This window comes from Flavobacterium sp. CYK-55 (genome assembly GCF_018413465.1).
Classification (GTDB): Bacteria; Bacteroidota; Bacteroidia; order Flavobacteriales; family Flavobacteriaceae; genus Flavobacterium.
On sequence record NZ_JAHCDK010000006.1, the window covers coordinates 104,556 to 124,090 of the forward strand.

The 19,535-nt window shown below is 43.7% G+C and carries 21 protein-coding genes; 19 read left to right on the forward strand and 2 right to left on the reverse strand.

Annotated elements, in window-relative coordinates; translation table 11 throughout:
- Positions 1 to 4 precede the first annotated feature (4 nt).
- Positions 5 to 1,393, forward strand: a complete 1,389-nt coding sequence (locus KIH23_RS08500; RefSeq protein WP_213213050.1) for a TolC family protein — start codon at positions 5 to 7, stop codon at positions 1,391 to 1,393.
- 122 nt (positions 1,394 to 1,515) lie between these two features.
- Here the strand turns inward: KIH23_RS08500 and KIH23_RS08505 are convergent, their stop codons facing one another.
- A complete protein-coding gene (locus KIH23_RS08505) occupies positions 1,516 to 2,787 on the reverse strand; it encodes an acetyl-CoA hydrolase/transferase family protein (protein WP_213213052.1) in 1,272 nt (423 codons plus the stop codon).
- 112 nt (positions 2,788 to 2,899) lie between these two features.
- Between KIH23_RS08505 and map the strand changes: the two genes are divergently transcribed.
- The 6 genes from map (at position 2,900) to KIH23_RS08535 (ending at position 9,278) form a co-directional block, all read left to right on the forward strand.
- Positions 2,900 to 3,718: a type I methionyl aminopeptidase gene (gene map / locus KIH23_RS08510; RefSeq protein ID WP_213213108.1), complete on the forward strand. Its 819-nt coding sequence runs from the start codon at positions 2,900 to 2,902 to the stop codon at positions 3,716 to 3,718.
- Entirely contained in the window at positions 3,718 to 4,485 is a 768-nt protein-coding gene (locus KIH23_RS08515; protein ID WP_213213054.1) for a class I SAM-dependent methyltransferase, read from the forward strand. Before map ends, KIH23_RS08515 begins: the two co-directional genes overlap by 1 nt.
- A gap of 73 nt (positions 4,486 to 4,558) precedes the next feature.
- The gene (locus tag KIH23_RS08520) at positions 4,559 to 5,815 is read left to right on the forward strand and encodes a DUF5103 domain-containing protein (protein ID WP_213213056.1); all 1,257 of its coding nucleotides are present in this window, start codon (positions 4,559 to 4,561) and stop codon (positions 5,813 to 5,815) included.
- A 72-nt stretch (positions 5,816 to 5,887) separates the two neighbouring features.
- Positions 5,888 to 6,274, forward strand: coding sequence for a Co2+/Mg2+ efflux protein ApaG (gene apaG, locus KIH23_RS08525; RefSeq protein ID WP_213213057.1), 387 nt, complete (start codon positions 5,888 to 5,890; stop codon positions 6,272 to 6,274).
- Between the two features lie 272 nt (positions 6,275 to 6,546).
- Positions 6,547 to 8,175, forward strand: a complete 1,629-nt coding sequence (gene pruA, locus KIH23_RS08530; RefSeq protein ID WP_213213058.1) for an L-glutamate gamma-semialdehyde dehydrogenase — start codon at positions 6,547 to 6,549, stop codon at positions 8,173 to 8,175.
- Positions 8,176 to 8,276: 101 nt separating this feature from the next.
- Positions 8,277 to 9,278, forward strand: a complete 1,002-nt coding sequence (locus KIH23_RS08535) for a T9SS type A sorting domain-containing protein (RefSeq protein ID WP_213213059.1) — start codon at positions 8,277 to 8,279, stop codon at positions 9,276 to 9,278.
- Between the two features lie 29 nt (positions 9,279 to 9,307).
- Here the strand turns inward: KIH23_RS08535 and rsmG are convergent, their stop codons facing one another.
- Entirely contained in the window at positions 9,308 to 9,937 is a 630-nt protein-coding gene (gene rsmG, locus KIH23_RS08540) for a 16S rRNA (guanine(527)-N(7))-methyltransferase RsmG (RefSeq protein ID WP_213213060.1), read from the reverse strand.
- 104 nt (positions 9,938 to 10,041) lie between these two features.
- Here rsmG and KIH23_RS08545 point away from each other — a divergent pair, with 104 nt between their 5' ends.
- The 12 genes from KIH23_RS08545 to KIH23_RS08600 all read left to right on the forward strand — a co-directional run bounded on the left by KIH23_RS08545 (position 10,042) and on the right by KIH23_RS08600 (position 19,257).
- The gene (locus KIH23_RS08545; RefSeq protein WP_213213061.1) at positions 10,042 to 11,133 is read left to right on the forward strand and encodes a fatty acid desaturase family protein; all 1,092 of its coding nucleotides are present in this window, start codon (positions 10,042 to 10,044) and stop codon (positions 11,131 to 11,133) included.
- A 10-nt stretch (positions 11,134 to 11,143) separates the two neighbouring features.
- A complete protein-coding gene (locus tag KIH23_RS08550; protein ID WP_213213062.1) occupies positions 11,144 to 12,331 on the forward strand; it encodes a pyridoxal phosphate-dependent aminotransferase in 1,188 nt (395 codons plus the stop codon).
- A 42-nt stretch (positions 12,332 to 12,373) separates the two neighbouring features.
- Complete coding sequence (locus KIH23_RS08555; protein ID WP_213213063.1) at positions 12,374 to 12,949, forward strand: Crp/Fnr family transcriptional regulator; 576 nt, start codon at positions 12,374 to 12,376, stop codon at positions 12,947 to 12,949.
- A 273-nt stretch (positions 12,950 to 13,222) separates the two neighbouring features.
- The gene (locus KIH23_RS08560; protein WP_213213064.1) at positions 13,223 to 13,984 is read left to right on the forward strand and encodes a hypothetical protein; all 762 of its coding nucleotides are present in this window, start codon (positions 13,223 to 13,225) and stop codon (positions 13,982 to 13,984) included.
- 279 nt (positions 13,985 to 14,263) lie between these two features.
- On the forward strand, positions 14,264 to 15,469 hold the full coding sequence (locus KIH23_RS08565) for a helix-turn-helix domain-containing protein (RefSeq protein WP_213213065.1): 1,206 nt from the start codon (positions 14,264 to 14,266) through the stop codon (positions 15,467 to 15,469).
- 71 nt (positions 15,470 to 15,540) lie between these two features.
- The gene (locus KIH23_RS08570; RefSeq protein WP_213213066.1) at positions 15,541 to 16,257 is read left to right on the forward strand and encodes a pirin family protein; all 717 of its coding nucleotides are present in this window, start codon (positions 15,541 to 15,543) and stop codon (positions 16,255 to 16,257) included.
- A gap of 12 nt (positions 16,258 to 16,269) precedes the next feature.
- Complete coding sequence (locus tag KIH23_RS08575) at positions 16,270 to 16,554, forward strand: GNAT family N-acetyltransferase (RefSeq protein ID WP_249684861.1); 285 nt, start codon at positions 16,270 to 16,272, stop codon at positions 16,552 to 16,554.
- Between the two features lie 92 nt (positions 16,555 to 16,646).
- The gene (locus KIH23_RS08580) at positions 16,647 to 17,057 is read left to right on the forward strand and encodes an OsmC family protein (RefSeq protein ID WP_213213067.1); all 411 of its coding nucleotides are present in this window, start codon (positions 16,647 to 16,649) and stop codon (positions 17,055 to 17,057) included.
- Positions 17,058 to 17,059: 2 nt separating this feature from the next.
- On the forward strand, positions 17,060 to 17,284 hold the full coding sequence (locus KIH23_RS08585; RefSeq protein ID WP_213213068.1) for a (4Fe-4S)-binding protein: 225 nt from the start codon (positions 17,060 to 17,062) through the stop codon (positions 17,282 to 17,284).
- Positions 17,281 to 17,493 (forward strand): hypothetical protein, encoded by a 213-nt coding sequence (locus tag KIH23_RS08590; protein ID WP_213213069.1) that lies wholly within the window; start codon positions 17,281 to 17,283, stop codon positions 17,491 to 17,493. The genes KIH23_RS08585 and KIH23_RS08590 overlap by 4 nt, the downstream gene beginning before the upstream one ends.
- 3 nt (positions 17,494 to 17,496) lie before the next feature.
- Positions 17,497 to 18,024, forward strand: a complete 528-nt coding sequence (locus KIH23_RS08595) for an NADPH-dependent FMN reductase (protein ID WP_213213070.1) — start codon at positions 17,497 to 17,499, stop codon at positions 18,022 to 18,024.
- Between the two features lie 42 nt (positions 18,025 to 18,066).
- Positions 18,067 to 19,257, forward strand: a complete 1,191-nt coding sequence (locus tag KIH23_RS08600; protein ID WP_213213071.1) for a hypothetical protein — start codon at positions 18,067 to 18,069, stop codon at positions 19,255 to 19,257.
- The last annotated feature ends 278 nt before the right edge of the window (positions 19,258 to 19,535 follow it).

Consider the following 19,535-nt stretch of genomic DNA (forward strand, 5'->3'; position numbering starts at 1 on the left):
AACCATGAAAAAACTACTGCTTATATTGCTCGCTTGGCCCATGTGGAGCCAGTTGCCACAACCCGAGCAACTGAGCTTAACCGAATATTTGGGCTATGTCAAAAAGTTTCACCCGCGTGTAAAAAGCGCCGATTTAAACCTGAGCGAAGCCCAAGCCCAACTCCTATCAGCGCGCGGTGCTTTTGACCCGAAAATTGAAGTAGATTTCAACAAAAAACAATTTGCCGGAAAAGAATACTACTCACTGCTCAACAGCAGTTTTAAAATCCCGACTTGGTATGGTATCGAAGTCAAAGCCGGATTTGACAACTCCGAAGGTATGTATGTGAACCCTCAAAACACTTTACCCAACCAAGGTTTGACCTCTTTGGGTGTGACGGTTCCGCTCGGGCAAGGTTTGTGGATCAACCAGCGCATGGCCGATGTGCGCAAGGCCAAAATACAACTCAACCTGAGCAAAGCCGAACAAAAATTAGAAGCGGTCAACGTTTTACACGAAGCGGCTTTGGCTTATTTCAACTGGAAACGAACCTATGATGAAACGCGCTTGTATGCTGATTATCTCAAGAATGCGCAACTGAGGTTTGACGGTATTCGCAGCCTGATCAAAAACGGGGACAAACCCGCCATTGACAGTATTGAAGCGGGCATAGTGGTGCGCAACCGACAACTGAGTTTGACCGATGCCCAACTCAAACAAACCAAAGCGCGCTTGGAGCTTTCTAACTTTTTGTGGCTCGACAACAATATTCCGATGGAATTGCAAGACGATGTGCAACCCGAAGAAAACTTGAGTCAAACCATTACCGAAACCCTGCACACCAACGAATTATTGACGGCGGGTTTATCGCTAGAACAACACCCGAAAATGACAGCCTTGCAAAGCAAAATCAGCATGTTGGATATTGATCGAAAACTCAAAGCCAACAGCCTATTGCCCAAAGCGAACCTTGGTTATCACTATTTGTCTGAGCCCAATTATTGGAACAACACCGAGATGAACAACTACAAAATAGGTGTTGATTTTTCGTTTCCGATTTTCTTGCGCAAAGAACGCGGCAGCCTGAAATTGGCCAAGATCAAAATGCAAGACACCCAAAACGAACTCGATTGGGAACGCCTCAAACTGAGCAACAAAATCAAGGCGCAACAAACCGAAATCAACTCGTTGGTTGCCCAGCGCAAACTCACTTCAGAACTCGTGCGCGACCATCAGTTGATGCTGCAATCAGAGGAGCGGTTGTTTGGCTTTGGCGAAAGCTCGGTTTTTTTGCTCAACACGCGCGAGAACAATTTGGTGAGCGCAAAACTCTCAGAAATTGCGCTTGACAACCGTTATTTTGCCGCCCAAGCCGAGTTGTTTAAAATCATCGCTGAGCCCGACAAAATCTAGAAGTTGCGCACTTAACCATTAGCCCCGATGGCAGCGGCGTCCTGGTGCGACAGCGCCAGACACAGCGCACAGCGGGACAGGTGATTCCGATGAAAAATAGGGTTTCGCTTCCAAAAAAACTTCTAACAACCGAGCATTTCGGAATAAGCGCGATCAATGGTTTCTTGGTGGTTCGGATGCGCGATTTTGACCATCTCAGCCACGCGTTGTTTGAGCGTTTTTCCGTATAAGTCAGCAATGCCGTGTTCGGTGATGATGTAGTGCACATGCGAACGCGTGGTGACCACACCCGCCCCTTGTTTGAGATACGGCACAATGCGGCTCTCGCCTTTTTTGGTCACCGATGGCAAAGCGATGATGGCTTTTCCGCCGTTGCTCAGTGAGGCTCCGCGGATAAAATCCATTTGACCGCCCACCCCTGAATACATGCGCGCACCAATAGAATCGGCACATACTTGTCCGGTCACATCCACTTCAATGGCTGAGTTGATGGCCACCATATTGGGGTTTTTGCGGATGCGCGCGGTGTCATTAACCATCGATGACTCTTTGAGCTCAATAAACGGATTGTTGTCAACAAAATCATACAATCGCTGCGAACCGACCAAAAAAGTAGCCAATACGCGTCCGCGCAACGTGCCTTTGTAGTTACAATTAATCACGTCGCTTTCAATGAGGTCAATCACACCGTCTGAAAACATTTCGGTATGCAAACCCAAATCTTTGTGGTTGGTGAGTTTGCTGAGCGCCGCATTCGGAATAGAGCCAATGCCCATTTGCAGCGTGCTTTTATCGTCAATAAGTGAGGCGATATAACCTCCGATTTTTTCTTCTTCGGGCGTAAACGGTTCTACCGAATGGCTAAAAATAGGCACATCAACCTCAACCAAATAGTCAATTTCAGAAACGTGTAAAATACCGTCGCCAAAGGTTCTGGGCATACGCGGATTGACTTGCGCCACCACCGTTTTGGCGTTTTCAATAGCGGCTACGGTGGCTTCAACCGAAACACCCAACGAGCAATAGCCGTGTTGGTCGGGCGGTGAAACATGTATAAAAGCCACATCAATGGGCAACACATTTTTGCGGAACAAATGCGGCAATTCACTCAAGAAAACCGGGGTATATGAACCGTTGCCGGCTTTGAGCGTATGGCGCACATTGGCTCCGATAAAAAATGAATTCACATGGAAACTCTCGGCCAGTGCCGGGTGGGCATAACGCGCCTCGCCTTCGGTGTGCAAATGGCAAACCTCAACGTTGCGCAACTCGGCGGCACGCTCCGTAAGCGCATCGGCTAAAAGGGTCGGAGCAGCCGCAGCCGCTTGCAAATACACGCGATCGCCCGATTTGACTACTTTGACTGCCTCGGCAGCCGTAACATATTGACTCATACCTAAAAATTTTAAGCAAAATTACACGACAGTTTACAACCAAAATATGACAAATCTCATGGCGTTTGCCCACCGCGTATTTTTTGCTAATTTTGCCGCATATTTTTTTGAGATGATTATACCCAAAACCCTAGAAGAAATCGAACTCATGCGCGAGAGTGCCTTGTTGGTTTCTAAAACACTCGGCATGATTGCCACCGAAATCAAACCCGGAATCACCACTTTGCAACTCGATAAAAGGGCCGAAGAATTTATTCGCGACCATCAGGCAGTACCGGGATTTTTGGGCTTATATGGTTGCCCTTCAACCTTGCTCACCAGTGTAAATGAGCAAGTGGTGCACGGGCTTCCGACCAACCGCCCGATTGAAGAAGGCGATATAGTATCGGTAGATTGCGGGGTGCTCAAAAACGAATTTTACGGTGACCACGCCTATACGTTTGAAATTGGCGAGGTCGATGCGGCTACGCGCAAACTTTTGCAAGTAACCAAAGAATCATTATATGTAGGCATTCTCGAATTTAGAGCGGGCAACCGCGTTGAAGACGTAGGCAATGCCATTCAGAAATATACCGAAGCCCATGGCTATGGCGTAGTGCGCGAACTTGTGGGTCACGGTCTGGGTCGCAAGATGCACGAAGCTCCGGAAATGCCCAACTACGGCAAACGCGGACGCGGCAAACAATTTGTCGAAGGCATGGTGGTGGCCATTGAGCCAATGATCAACATGGGCACCAAAAACATCAAACACCTCAAAGACGGTTGGACGATTGTTACGGCCGACAAAAAACCGAGCGCGCATTTTGAACACAATGTGGCTTTGGTAAACGGAAAACCTGAACTGCTTTCAACCTTTGCCTACATCTACCAAGCTTTGGGCATTGAGAGCAACGAAGAAGACGAATTCAGAAAAAACCCATTGGTGCTCTAATGAAAAAAATCTTCAAGTGGATTCTCAACACCATCCCGCGACCGCTGCTCATCAGGTTGAGTTATGTGGCTCGCCCTATTTTGGCGTGGTGGCTGCGCGGTGACCGGTTTACCGACCCCATTGACGGAAAGAGTTTCAGAGCTTTTTTACCGTACGGCTACGGAAAACAGCGCAACAATGTGCTTTCGCCGAGTACTTTATCGCTGGAACGCCACCGACTTTTGTGGTTGTACCTACAAAACGAAACCAACTTTTTTACAGCACCCAAAAAAGTATTGCACTTTGCGCCCGAACAAGCTTTTTATCAGTTGTTCCGAAATCAGAAAAATTTAGACTACACTACTACTGATTTGCTTTCGCCTTTGGCCGATGTCAAAGCTGACATTTGCAACTTGCCTTTTGCTGACAACACCTATGATGTGATTTTGTGCAACCACGTCTTAGAACATATTCCTGATGACGCCCAAGCCATGCGCGAGCTATACCGCGTGTTGAAACCCGGCGGCATGGGCATTTTTCAAATTCCGCAAGATGTAAACCGCGCGGTTACTTTTGCCGACGACAGCATTACCGACCCCAAACAACGCGCTGAGATTTTTGGTCAATACGACCATGTGCGCGTTTATGGCCGTGATTATTTTGACCAACTGCGCAGCATTGGTTTTGAAGTTTCAGAAGTTGATTATACCCAAAAACTCTCGGCTGATTTAGTAGAACGCTATTGTTTGGCGCCCGGTGAGATTATTCCGGTTTGCTATAAAAAATAATACAACAAACGTTAATTTTAAACGCGTTACAAGCAATATAATAGTATATTTACGCTGCTGAAAATATACCGTTATGCACAAATCTCTATTCTGGCTTTTGACGTTGATTTTAACCAGCAGCTTTGGCTGGGCACAACCCGAAAAAGAAGTTCCACCCCCATACAACATCAAAACGGTCACTTTTGTTCAGAACGGACAAAACATGGTACCGCTTTTTCAGTTGGGCGATGCTTTTGAATTGCAGTTTGACGATTTGTTTGGCAATGAGGCCAATTATTATTATCAAATTGTTCATTGCGATTACGATTGGAAACCCTCACAACTATCCATCAACGAATACATACAGGGTTTTGACAACCAACGCATTCAAGAATACACCAATTCATACAACACCCTTCAAATTTATTCGCACTATCGCATTGCCTTTCCCAACCGTAACACCCGTTTTTTGGTGAGTGGTAATTTCATGATCAAGATTTTGAATGAAGACCGCGAAGTAGTTTTTTCAAGAAAATTCATTTTGTATGAAAACATCGTTTCAGTTGGCTGTCAGGTAAAGCGCGCCCGAACCATTGAAACATCCAACACCAAACACAATTTAGATTTTACCATCAAGTCCGGCACCATTAACTTTCAAAGCCCACTAACCAATGTCAAAATATTGCTGCTGCAAAATGGTCAATTCAACAATGCCATCACCAATGTAAAACCGATGTATACCATTGGCAATGATTTGATCTACAAATACGACGCCGAGACCCAGTTTTGGGCCGGAAATGAATTCCGTTACTTTGAAAACAAAGACATCCGTGCCGCCACCAACAATGTAGGCCGTATAGATTCTCCTCAAGGCGGTATCTATAATGCATATTTGTATACCGATACGGCTCGCGCCAATGTTCCGTATAGCTATAATCCCGACTACAACGGCAACTTCATTGTCAAAAACCTCAACTCAGAGAACAATGCGGTTGAGGCCGACTATGCTTGGGTTTTCTTTACTTTAGAAGCACCCGCATTTTATGAGAAAAAAGATGTCTATGTCAATGGCATGTTCAACAATTACGCGCTTTCGCCTGAAAACAAAATGGATTACAATGCCGAGAAAGGCGTTTTTGAAAAAGCCCTCATGATCAAACAAGGTTTTACGAGTTATCAATATGTGGTGGCCGATAAAAATTTAAAAATTGACGGCAAGAATGCCATAGACGGCAACTTTTATCAAACCGAAAACAACTATTTTACGTTAGTCTATTATCGTGAAAATGCCCAGCGCTATGACCGCGTCATCGGAAAAAGCGTTGTGACTTCAGAGAACATCATCAACTAGAAAATTTAACTATAAAATAATGGTTAAGACTCTATTTTTCATAAATTTGACCAACCAATAACCCGCCTTGCTATGGTAACGCAAATCACCAGAGGTATAAAAATATCAGTTTTGACGGCTTTTGAAGGTACCTACTTCAAAAACCACAAAATTCACTATGCCTTTAGTTACCACATCACCATTGAAAACCAAAGCAAAGACTCGGTTCAGCTTACCACCCGTCACTGGGAAATTTTAGACTCGCTTAACGATATTGAAATTGTAGATGGCGAAGGCGTCATTGGCAAAAAACCCGTACTCAAACCCGGCGAATCGCACACCTACAGCTCGGGCTGTCTACTCGCATCGCCCTTTGGTGCCATGAGCGGACACTTCAACATGATCAATTTTACCTCAACACGCAACTTTCGCGTGATTGTGCCTACCTTTAAACTCAGCGCTCCGTTTGCGTTGAATTAATTTTTTTAGAAGCTTATCCCGCTGTTCGTTCAAGTCAGTTGCAACGCTCATTTTTGGGCAACGCTGTGCTTGGGGCTTCTGGCAGTCGCCCCACCCATCGGCCCAAAATAATCGCATTGCGGCCTGAGCTTTCCACGGCCATCGGGGCTATCAGAAACATCCGTAGCGCTTCAAAACCACACGTAAAAACCCATGCTGTTTATTGAATAAACCTTTGTACTTTTGTGCAGCCATTGGCACAATAAATAGTTTAGTTCTAAAAATATATACCTATGCTTAAAGGATTTTTTAATGTACCCAAAGCGGTCAATGAACCGGTCAAATCATACAAACCGGGTTCGCCCGAAAAAGAAGCCGTCTTGGCAGCTTACCGAAAAATGTACAGCGAAACCATCGATGTTCCGATGTATATTGGCAGCGAGCAAATCAAAACGGGCAACACCCGTACCATGACCCCGCCGCACGACCACCAACACGTAGTGGGCACCTACCATTTAGCCGAGAAAAAACACATCGACCAAGCCATTGCATCAGCTCTGGAGGCGCGCAAAAAATGGTCGCAAATGGCATGGGAACAACGCGCAGCTATTTTCTTAAAAGCAGCCGAACTCATCGCCGGACCTTACCGAGCGCGCATCAATGCAGCCACGATGATTGCCCAATCTAAAAATATATTTCAAGCCGAAATTGACGCTTCGTGTGAGCTCATTGACTTTTTGCGCTACAACGTTGCGTTTATGACGCAGATTTATGCTGATCAGCCATCGTCAGATTCAGCGGTTTGGAACCGATTAGAATATCGCCCACTCGAAGGTTTTGTCTATGCCATCACGCCTTTTAACTTTACCGCTATTGCGGCCAACCTTCCGGCCAGTGCCGCTATGATGGGCAACACAGTGGTATGGAAACCCAGCGACAGCCAAGTGTTTTCGGCCAAAATCATCATTGATGTCTTCAAAGAAGCCGGAGTTCCTGATGGCGTGATCAACGTTGTTTTTGGCGATCCGGTCATGATTACCGATACCGTTTTGGCACATCCTGATTTTGCCGGTGTTCATTATACAGGGTCAACCTTTGTGTTTAAAGAAATCTGGAAAAAAATCGGCAGCAACATCCACAGCTACAAAACCTATCCAAGAATCGTGGGTGAAACCGGCGGTAAAGATTTTGTGTTGGCGCATCCGTCGGCCAACGTGAGCCAAGTAGTGGCCAATACGTTGCGCGGTGCTTTTGAATTTCAAGGACAAAAATGTAGTGCGGCCTCAAGAGCTTACTTCCCAAAATCATTGTGGCCGGCCATTAAAGAAGAAATGGGCCGCGAACTAGCCACCATGAAAATGGGTAGCCCTGAAGATTTCTCAAACTTCATCACGGCAGTCATTCACGAAGGTTCGTTTGACAAATTAGCCGGCTTTATTGACCAAGCTAAAAAAGATGCCGATGCCGAGGTAATCTTTGGTGGAAACTATGACAAATCAAAAGGTTATTTTGTAGAACCCACCGTTATTTTAACCAGCAACCCAAAATATACCACCATGGAAACCGAATTGTTCGGACCTGTCCTAACGGTATATGTATACGAAGACGCTGATTGGAAAAACACCCTCAAACTCGTTGATGAAACTTCTGAATACGCCCTTACCGGTGCTGTGTTTAGCCAAGATCGTTACGCCATTGAAGAGGCTACCGTAGCTTTACAAAATGCCGCCGGAAACTTCTATGTCAATGACAAACCAACCGGTGCTGTGGTAGGTATGCAGCCATTTGGTGGGGCCAGAGCCTCAGGAACCAATGACAAAGCAGGTTCGGCTTTGAACTTGTTGCGTTGGGTATCGCCAAGAACCATCAAAGAAACTTTTGTAACCCCTGATAATTATCGCTATCCGTTTTTAGGCGAATAGTACCACAAATAACAACTCAAAAGCCCGATTTCAAACATCGGGCTTTTTTATGTTTTTGATTTTCAGAATTATTACTAATTTCGGGGGCTAATTCCTAAACCATGAAAACAAAATTACTCGGCTTATTTTTAAGCTTCGGTTCGCTGTGTTGGGCGCAAAGTCCGATTGAATCTTTTTACCCTACAGACAACTCAACCTATAAAATGCTGCAATCAGCAGCCGGAATAGACCAAACCAACACAGGGGCCAACACCAGTTGGAACTTTACTGATTTGGTACAAATGGGTTCTTCTGTTGATGTCAACCAAAACCCAACCGCAAATCAGTCAAGCACTTATCCCAACACCACAAAAGTGACCAAAAACACATCAACGGTGGGCTTGATCATTAGTGATTCGTATATGTTTTCAAAAGAACTCAATGGTGAGGTTTCTATTACCGGACTGACCAATCCGACTATTACCATGAACTTTTCAACCAACAATGCCACCGTAGGAACTTTTCCGATGAATTTTGGCGACAGCAATACGGATAATTTGGCCGGAAATTATGTGTACGGAACCTACAACGGAACCCTATCAGGAAGCATCAACACGATAGTTGATGCCTATGGAACACTAAACTTGACCATTGATGGTGTTGCAAGCGCACATACGGTAACCCGTTTAAAATCAGTTCAGAATATTTCACTCAACTACAGTATCTTCCCGAATGTAGGCACCATCGTTCAAACCATTTATACCTACTATGAAGCCGGTACAGCCTCGCCTGTATTCAGAAGCACCCAAACGGTGGTTAATGTTCCTTTGCAAGGAATTGTGGATGAAACCACCACGGTGTTAGAAAAGTTTGACGGTGTTTTAGGCCAAAGTACTTTTGAGACCAAACACCATTTGGCTTATCCAAACCCGATGCAAGACCTCTTGAGTTTAAACCATGACGCCATTGATCAGATTTCGCTTACAGACATGCGCGGAAGAACAGTTTTAAGCCTTCAAAAACCGGCCCAAACCATTGATGTATCATCACTTGAAAAAGGTCTGTACTTACTTGAAATACAAACTGCCACAGGCACACAAACCCAGAAAATGATCAAAAACTAAATCAAAAAGCCGCTCAAGAGCGGCTTTTTTTAGGGTTTATACTTAAGCGGTACATGCACCACTTTCTTGGTCTCGAAAAATTCTTCTTGAAAAAAATCAGATAGCAGATACTCTGTGGCTTTCGGAAAATCAGCCAATTCTTCTGATAAATCGCCGCCTTTGAGGTAAAGAATGCCGTTGGGCAAGTCATGTTTGTTGGCCTTCTTGGTTTTGCCTTTAACCCACTGCACAAAATCGGGCATGTTGGTCACGGCACGGCTCACAATAAAATCAAAATCACCTCGGGCATTTTCGGCGCGCAATTGCTCGGCTTTGAGGTTTTTCAGACCGAGTGCATCGGCCACGGCTTGCACAACTTTGATTTTTTTCTGAATCACATCAATCAGATAAAACTGGGTTTCCGGAAACAAAATAGCCAAGGGTATCCCCGGAAAACCGCCGCCTGTGCCCACATCCATTACTTGTGTTCCGGGCACAAAAGCTTGTACTTTGGCAATACCCAACGAGTGTAAAACGTGTCTTACATACAACTCGTCAATATCTTTGCGCGATATTACATTGATTTTGGCATTCCAATCTTTGTATAAAGCCTCTAATGCCTGAAATTGCTCTATCTGAAGTGGCGTCAAATCCGGAAAATATCTAAGAATTTCCTGCATATTCTTTTTTAACAAAAGTAACATTTTACTGTTGAAATATTTATGTCAAAATGCGGTTATAAAAAAATTAATAATACCTAAATTTGCGCGTTAACCAAAAGCTTATGAATACCGCACCCACGTTTGCTACGCAAGACCATTTAAAATTCTTCAGAACACTCAACTCAAGAGTCAATAACTACTTCAAAGAAAACAACATCGCCAAAACCGGCAACTGGAAGATTCACTTAAAAACCATTGTTCTGTTTACCGTTTTTTTGGTTCCGTATTTTATCATTTTAAAATTTGAAATGCCTTTTTATGCGCAACTATTGCTCAACATTTTAATGGGCGTAGGCATGGCCGGCATTGGCATGAACGTTATGCACGACGGAAACCACGGCGCTTATTCGTCAAAAGGTTGGGTCAACAAAATCATGGGCGGAACCATTTATGTTTTGGCCGGAAACGTATACAACTGGCAAGTACAACACAACGTTTTACACCACACCTACACCAACATTCACGGCCATGATGAAGACTTAGAAGCCGGACGCATCATTCGCTTTACGCCCACTGCCGATTGGTACGGCTACCACAGATTTCAGCATTTGTACTCGTTTTTGCTCTATGGTTTATTGACCTTTAATTGGGCCCTGACTACTGATTTCAAACAAATGCGCAGCTATACAGCCCGTAATTTATCCTATGGCCAACCCCAAAGCACCACCCAACTTTGGACAGTATTGGTGATCACCAAAATTATTTATGCCTTGATTTGGATTGTATTGCCCATGATGGCAGGAATCTTATGGTGGAAAGTGCTCATCGGATTTTTTGTGATGCACTACACCGCGGGTATCATCTTGAGTGTGATTTTTCAGTTGGCGCATGTGGTAGACGAAACCGACAATCCGGTACCGGGTGATAATGGTGAAATGCAAAACACTTGGGCCATTCACCAACTATACACCACTGCCAATTTTGCCCCGAAAAACAAAATCATGAACTGGTTTACCGGCGGGCTTAATCATCAAATTGAGCATCATTTATATCCGCACATCAGCCACATACACTACAACAAAATTGCCGAATTTGTCAAGCAAACCGCCCAAGAATGCAACCTGCCCTACCACGAATTCAAAACTACCCGCAGTGCTATTATTTCGCATTACAAACATTTAAAAGCGCTCGGACAAAAACCTCAATTGGCCTAAATCAGCACGCATGAATCATATACTATCTGATAGAATCAACGAATTATCTACCTCACAAACTTTGGCGATGGCTGCTTTGGCCAGAGAACTCAAGGCGCAAGGCAAAGACATCATCAGTTTGAGTTTGGGTGAACCCGATTTTAACACCCCTGATTTTATCAAAGAGGCGGCCAAAAAAGCCATTGATGATAACTACAGCACCTATACCCCGGTTGATGGCTATCTTGACTTGAAACAAGCCATTTGCCGAAAGTTTAAAAGAGACAACAACCTAGATTATCAACCCGCCAATATTGTTGTATCAACCGGTGCCAAACAATCGCTGTACAACATTGCTCAAGTAATGATCAACCCGGGTGATGAAGTCATTTTACCCGCTCCGTTTTGGGTGAGTTATTATGAGATCATTAAAATGGCCGGGGGAATTCCGGTAGAGGTACCCACCAGTATCGAAACTGATTTTAAAATAACCCCTGCCCAATTAGAGGCGGCCATTACCCCTTCGACCAAAATGATTTGGTACAGTTCACCCTGCAACCCAAGTGGTTCGGTATACAACCGAGCTGAGCTGACTGCATTGGCTGCTGTACTTGAAAAACACCCGAATATTTTTGTGGTTTCAGACGAAATCTACGAGCACATCAATTTTGCCGGAACCTTTTGCAGCATTGCCTCGATTCCGGGTATGTTTGACCGAACCATTACCGTTAACGGTGTAGCCAAGGCTTTTGCCATGACCGGCTGGAGAATCGGTTATATCGGCGCTCCTGAATTTATTGCCAAAGCCTGCACCAAAATGCAAGGACAGGTCACCAGCGGTGCCAACTCAATTGCCCAAAGAGCTACGATTGCCGCCGTTGAAGCTGATCCGGCAGTACTTAAAGATATGGTCAAAGCCTTTTATAACCGACGTGATTTGGTGGCTAAACTGGCACAAGAAATTCCGGGCCTCAAAGCCAACGTTCCCGAAGGTGCGTTTTATTTGTTTCCGGATGTATCTTATTACTTCGGAAAAACCCTACGCGGAACCCTGATCAACAATGCCGATGATTTCTCGATGTATTTGCTCTCTGAGGCCAATGTGGCCACAGTAACCGGCGATGCTTTTGGCAACCCCAATTGCATCAGATTATCGTATGCCACCAGCGAAGACTTGCTCATTGAAGCTTTTAAACGCATCAAAGAAGCCTTGTCCTAAAAAATATCAGCCTCTGAAAAGAGGCTTTTTTATGCCAAAAAATTGTCACAAATTTTAGAAAATATCGCCCGTCATGTTGCCCTTACAAGCGCTGAGCAAGACTTGTTTTTGGCCCATACCCAAACGCAGTTGTTTGAGGCCAAAACCATCATTCAGCATGCAGGAACGGTATGTAAACACACCTATTTTGTCAACAGCGGTTTGCTCAGAAGCTTTTACATCAACGATCATATTGTTGAGCATGTGCTGAGTTTTGCCTGCGAAGGCTGGTGGATATCAGATATGTACAGTTTGCTCTCGGGCCAACCCGGTAACTTATTTATCGAAGTGCTTGAAGAAGCCCAAGTGATTTTGCTTGAAAAAAGCCAACAAGAAATTTTGTATCGTGAAATCCCGAAACTCGAGCGCTTTTTTAGAATTCTCACCGAAAAATCTCTCGTGGCCCATCAAGAAAGGCTCATCGATAATTTAAGCCTGAGTGCCGAAGAGCGCTATGAAAAGTTCTGCCAAAAATACCCGAGCCTGATTCAAAAAGTACCGCAAAAGCAAATTGCCTCTTATATTGGGGTAACGCCGGAGTTTTTTAGCAAGATGAAGGCCAAAATGCTGCGCAAATAAAACAACTCTTTTCAAGTTATCTATTCTTTCTTTACTGTTTTTACCCCTCCCTTCAAGCAGTTTGCTATGCGTTTTATAGCACAAAAGCCACAGCCAAACAAAACAAATTCATATCTTTAGGTTGATTTGTAGCTGATGCATCCATCTTTTAAGGTGTGTTTTTTACAAAGGCTTGAGGCAGATTCATAGCACATTCATAGCACAACTATGGCATATCTATGGTATATACTGCTATAAATCTGGAACGAATCTGGAACCAAACCACCGGAAATCATGGGAAAATCACTGAGCATTTTAAAAATTACGGGGCACTTTGAGGGTTTATCATTTTATGAGCTCAATGGGCAAATTGTGGTGCGCCGCACCGGAGGGTTTGATTCAAAAAAATTAAAGACCGACCCCAAGTATGCCCGTGTGCGTGAACACAACCAAGCATTTACAGAAAGTTCTATTTGCGGCAAATATTTCAGACAGGCGCTCAAGAGCTACTTGCCCAAACTGCGCGTCAGTTATGTACACAGCCGCGTTTTGGGTTTGTTTCAACAAATCACACAACTTGATACACAAAACCCAAAGGGAGCACTCAGATTTTTTGAAGGGCTTAAAACCCCGCAGGCCCATGCGTTGGTACAAAATTTTGAGTTTGATTCGGCCATGGCGTTTTCAGCGCTATGGGGTGGCACAGGCCAATGGAATGCAAGCCAAACCACTTATACCCTCAACGCCATTAAACCCAAACAAATTCAGGCACCCGAAGGGGCTACCCACGTAGGCTTGCGTTTGATTGATTTGGGTTTAGATTTTGAACAACTCGGCCCGGCATTGATACAAGAAGGTAACGTGCAATTGTTTTCGTTAAACCCCAAAAGCTCAGAACACAAAGCCGTGGTACTCACTACAAAAGAGCTCAACGCACCCAGCCAAATGAGCTTGCTGTTTTTGGAATTTTACCAAGCGCAAGACCAAGATATGATTCCTTGTGCCAAAGCCTACCTCAAAGTGATTAAGCTTAAAATCAAAAACTCCGACGCGTAAAATAACGGTCGGAGCTTTGTTAGGATTGTTTGATTGGGTTGAATTCTTCGGGAAGAATTTCATTTAAAATGTCTCAGGGCAAAGTTCAAAAAACACCGCAGATTAATCGCACCACAACTGGGTAGTTAACGGGTAGTTGTATTACTACCTGACGGGTAGTCCTTTTTGAGAAGCCTTGATTTTAAGCGCATTAAAAATCAGCGATCATCATATTGATTTTGTTGTTTATCTTTGAGGTCAATCAAACCTCCTCAAATGCGTTTCAAAAGTTTTTTTTTAATGGCTATTTGGATACTGAGCCAAACCTGTTTATGGGCTCAACCCAACAGCCTAGAAAACCTCTCTAAAAAAGTAACGGCCTATAATGATGCTTTGGCTTTTGACAAATCAATTCGGCTGATTACCGATTTTATGACCCAAAAAAACCTCAGCCCGTATGAGAAATACCAAGCTTATCTTTTAAAATCATACACCCACAAACGTCTTTTTAACTATCCCGAGGCCATGGAAAACTTAAATTTGGCGCTCGAGGAAGGTCTTAAAAGCAACCGCAAAAATGAAGTACAAAACAACATCTTGGCCGAGAAAGCCTTTGTTTTATTTGATACACACCAATACGATCAGGCTTCAAAATTAATGCAGCAACTAGACAGCGCTCACTATCAATATTTGAGTTATGACAGCCAAGTGTTTATCATCATGCAAGAAGGATATTTGCTGATGTTGGACCAAAAATACCCGCAAGCCGAACAAAAACTCAATACCGCTTTAAAAATTGCTCAAGAGCATTGCCCCAGAAACTTGCCCAATGTTTACGGCAAAAAGATTGAGCTCTACAACAAAACAAAACGCTATGACTTGCGCGACCAAGCCTTTGCTCAAGGTTTGGCATTGGCCAGACAATACAACATACTTAAATATGAAATGTATTTGTACGAGGTTATGACCAACCAATACAAAAACAACCAAGACTATAAAAATGCGTTTGAAACCCAATTAAAGTATGATTCGATCAGCCATATTTATGATGTAAACAGCAACAACAACAAGGTTAAATTGATTGAAAAGCAAATTGCGTTAGAGCGCTATGCGTTAGACCAGAAAATGCAACAACAAAAAACCCTGTATTTGATTGGATTAATTGGGGTATTGGTTATTTTATTGATCATCTCGGTACAACTTTTTGTAACCAACCGCGATAAACGAATGTTGGTTGAAAAAGAGAACACCCGTATACACGATGAAATTGAATTGCTCACCAAAGCCAAAGACGAAAAAGGAAATGCTCATCTCAATTTGGACGATTTTAGCTTAACCCCGCGTCAATACGAAATCACAAAACTCATTCAGCAAGGCAAAACCAATAAAGAGATTGCCGCACAATTGTTTATTTCAGAAAACACGGTTAAATATCACCTCAAACAAATCTATGAGATTCTTGATATTGAACACCGCGTTGAGCTCACCGACCGCAAAAGTTCTTAACCTAGATTAAGTGTTTGAACCCAACTTTGAACCTACCTTTGTATGGTAATAATTCTTAAATTTATTTTGATATGAACCATACCGTTATACACAAAGCAGATACCCGAGGTCATGCCAATCATGGCTGGCTCAACGCCCACCACACCTTTAGTTTTGCCGGATATTATGACCCCAACCGCGTTCAGTTTGGCGTTTTGCGCGTTTTAAACGATGACATCATTGCCCCGGGCATGGGTTTTGGCACGCATCCGCACGACAATATGGAAATCATTACCATTCCGCTTGAAGGCGATCTGGCGCACAAAGACAGCATGGGCAATACCGAAGTGATCAAGTTTGGCGATGTACAAGTAATGAGCGCCGGCACTGGAATTCAACACTCAGAGTTTAACCCCAACCACGACCAAAGAACCAATTTGTTGCAAATTTGGGTGTTCCCGAAATACAGAAACGTCGAACCGCGCTACGAGCAAATTACGTTGAATGTTGCCGACAGACACAATCAGTTTCAGCAAGTGCTTTCGCCCAATGCTGATGATGCGGGTGTTTGGATTCATCAAGACGCTTGGTTTCATATGAGTAATATGGATGCCGGAACTACCCTAGAATACACCCGAAAACTAGAAGGCAACGGTTTGTATGTGTTTGTGATCAAAGGCTCGGTTAAAGTCAATGGAGAACAGCTCGAAAAACGCGATGGCATGGGCCTTACCGATTTTGAAAAAGCAACTTTTGAAGCCACTGCTGATGCCGAAGTATTGCTCATGGAAGTTCCGATGCACCAATAAAAATCAGAAAATATGGAAGCAACAGTAGGCATGCACACCAACGGCCACAAAGGTGATTTTTATATAGAGGCCAACGGCCAACAACAGGCGCTCATGACCTTTGTGATGGCCGGCGAGCAACAAATGATTATTGACCACACCGAGGTAAACTCCGGCAACAACGGCAAGGGTTACGGTAAAATGATGGTGATGGCCGCGGTAGACTTTGCCCGCAACAACCACATTAAAATAGTTCCGTTGTGCCCTTTTGCCAAAAGTGTTTTTGATAAAACTGCTGAAATTAGAGACGTATTGTAACACAGCTTGCAACCAGCGCTATCAAACTGCGAGGTTTTCAAAATGACCTGCGAGGTTTTTAAAACCTTGTAGGTCTAAAAAAAATCAGAAACATGAACAACTTACTCGAACAAAACCTCACCGCCCACATTGGCCAACAAAAATATCTTTGCACCGTTAATTGGCGCAACGGCCAACTCATCATGGATGAACCCGAAAACATAGGCGGTGGTGATTTGGGCCCTGACCCGTACAGCACTTTATTGGCTTCATTGGCCGGATGCACGCTCTCAACCCTGCGCATGTATATTGACCGCAAAGGTTGGGACATCCCTGAATTATCGGTTTCACTCAATATGCATCAAGAATCAGCAACTGAACTCATTACGCAAATGGAGCGAATCATCACTTTTCCTGAAGGACTTGACCATGAAATCAAAGAGCGCTTGCTGGTCATAGCCGGAAAATGTCCGGTATCAAAAATCTTAGAAAATAAAATAGTCATCAACACCCAAACCCCTTAGTTATGGATCCGAAAGACATCACCAAAGAATACAGCAACGGCCAGGTAACCATTGTCTGGAAATCAGGCTTATGCCAACATGCCGCCGAGTGCGTGCGCAACAATCCGGAGGTTTTTAAACCCCGTGAAAAGCCTTGGATTAACCCCGAAAACTCAACCACTGATCAAATTGTTGAAACCGTTCAAAAATGCCCTTCAGGTGCACTGACTTATTATTTGAATTCATGAAACCAACCAAAAAATGGAAGTTCGCACTCATGGTCTGGATGGCCATTTATCCGGCCATTACGCTGCTGAGCTTTTTGATCGGCAATCAAATTAAAGACTTACCTCTGGCCTTGCGCACCTTGATTATGACGGGAATTCTAGTTCCGGTTATGGTATATCTGTTATTGCCCTTGCTCAGAAAAATATTAGGAAACTGGTTAAACACCTAACAAATGAAAAAAATTATAGCCTTGGCGGGCTCATCGAGCCGCAACTCAATCAACAAACAATTGGCGGTTTATGCGGCGGGTTTGTTTGAAAACGCACAAGTAGAAGTTTTAGATTTAAATGATTTTGAAATGCCCCTATTTTCGGTTGACCGAGAAAAAGAAAACGGCATCCACAACTTGGCACATGATTTTTACGCCCAAATAGGCAGCGCTGATTTGATCGTGCTTTCATTGGCCGAACACAACGGCGCATACGCAACGGCATTTAAGAACATCTTAGATTGGACTTCGCGCATCAACAACAAAACCTTTCAAGAAAAACCCATGCTGCTTATGGCTACTTCACCGGGAGCACGCGGTGGTGCTTCGGTTTTGGATATTGCCGCCAAACGCTTTCCGTATCAAGGCGCGCAAGTGTTGGGAACATTCTCTTTACCGAGTTTTTTTGAAAACTTTGATGCGGTGCATGGCATCATCAACCCCGAACTCAAAAAGCAATTGATCGATTTGATTCAAAGGATTGATTTCTAATTAAAAATGATACTTTTGTGGTTCATCAAAAGCAGTCATTAAATGAAAAAAATACTCCTCTTGCTTGGTTTTTTTGCCTTGTTTTCTTGTTCGAATGATTCAGGTTCTGACAACCAAACCAATCCGCCTGATCCGGAGCCGGACAGATCTACGGTGGTTACTCTTGAGCCTGATTATATGGTGGGCGGAGTAAAACTAAACGGCGAAATTACCCATTTGGGCGACGGCTATTCGCGGAGGGGGTTTTGTTGGAGTCTTAATTTGAATCCGGTTATTGACGACAACTATATCACTACTGACGGTAGTGGCGAAGGGCCGTTTTTTGCTACTGTTGACTATTATACTTTGCCTTTAGAAAGCACATTTAACATCAGGGCTTTTGTAGATCCGCTGGGTTCAAACCAAACCGTATACGGCAACAACATTACCATTCATACCCCAAAAGTTTATGAACTTACGGTGGCTCCGGTAAAAGACATTGAATCAGAAATAGCTACATTCAGCGGTTCTATTTTAAGCAATGACCCTGCTCTTCACAGTACCATTGCACACAAAGGGTTTTGCATCAGTACCTCGGCTACGCCTACGCTTGACAATTCAATTCTTTGGGAAAGCCCAAATACCACTTTAGGTAATTTTCAGTTTTCGGTCAATAACCTATCGAGGAACACCACTTATTATGTGCGTTCGTTTGGTTATAATACAACTACAAATGTATACTACAGCACCGATGTGGTTACCTTTAAAACAAGCGGTTATATTGGTGTTTCAGGAGGTTATGTGCTGTATGACAAAGGAAGCTACAGCAACGGATGGAGGTATTTAGAAATAGCACCCAATGATGCCACCTACAATGGTTCAAATTTGATGAAATGGGGTTGCCCAACCATCTCAATCATGCAAACCTCAACCGAAGTAGGTACCGGTCTTGAAAACACCAACAGAATTATTCAATATTGCAGTGATGCAAATTGCGCTGCCAGAGTTTGCAGCAACTATTCTATCAATGGAGTGGACGATTGGTTTTTGCCCTCAAAAGGAGAATTATACCTGATGATGTCAAGCTTAAACGGATTGGTTAATTTTGGAGACAACATCAACCAAACCCATTGGAGTTCATCTGAATACGATGCCGGTACCGCCCATTTGGTGAATACCTATTATAATTTCGGGCCGGCCTTTGGTATCTCTAAAAATTTAGGCAACTTAGTAAGACCTATGAGACGATTTTAAAACGCATGGGGCTGTGGTTGTTTGATAAAACCCGGTGGCCACTCATGGGATGAGCCATCTTGAACGCCAAAATGCCATTGACCCAGGGGACTTGTATCAAATGGATTCTAGAGTATCTGGATCAAAGCCAATTTGTTTTTAAAACTCAAGACTTAAGCTCAAGCGTTTGCCCTGATTTTTTAGCTCAAAATTCTGCCTAATTCCCTGAAAACAAACGGGTAATATTTTTAAGTTATCACCCCAGAAGAATCATATTTTATTACTACTTTCGCTTGATT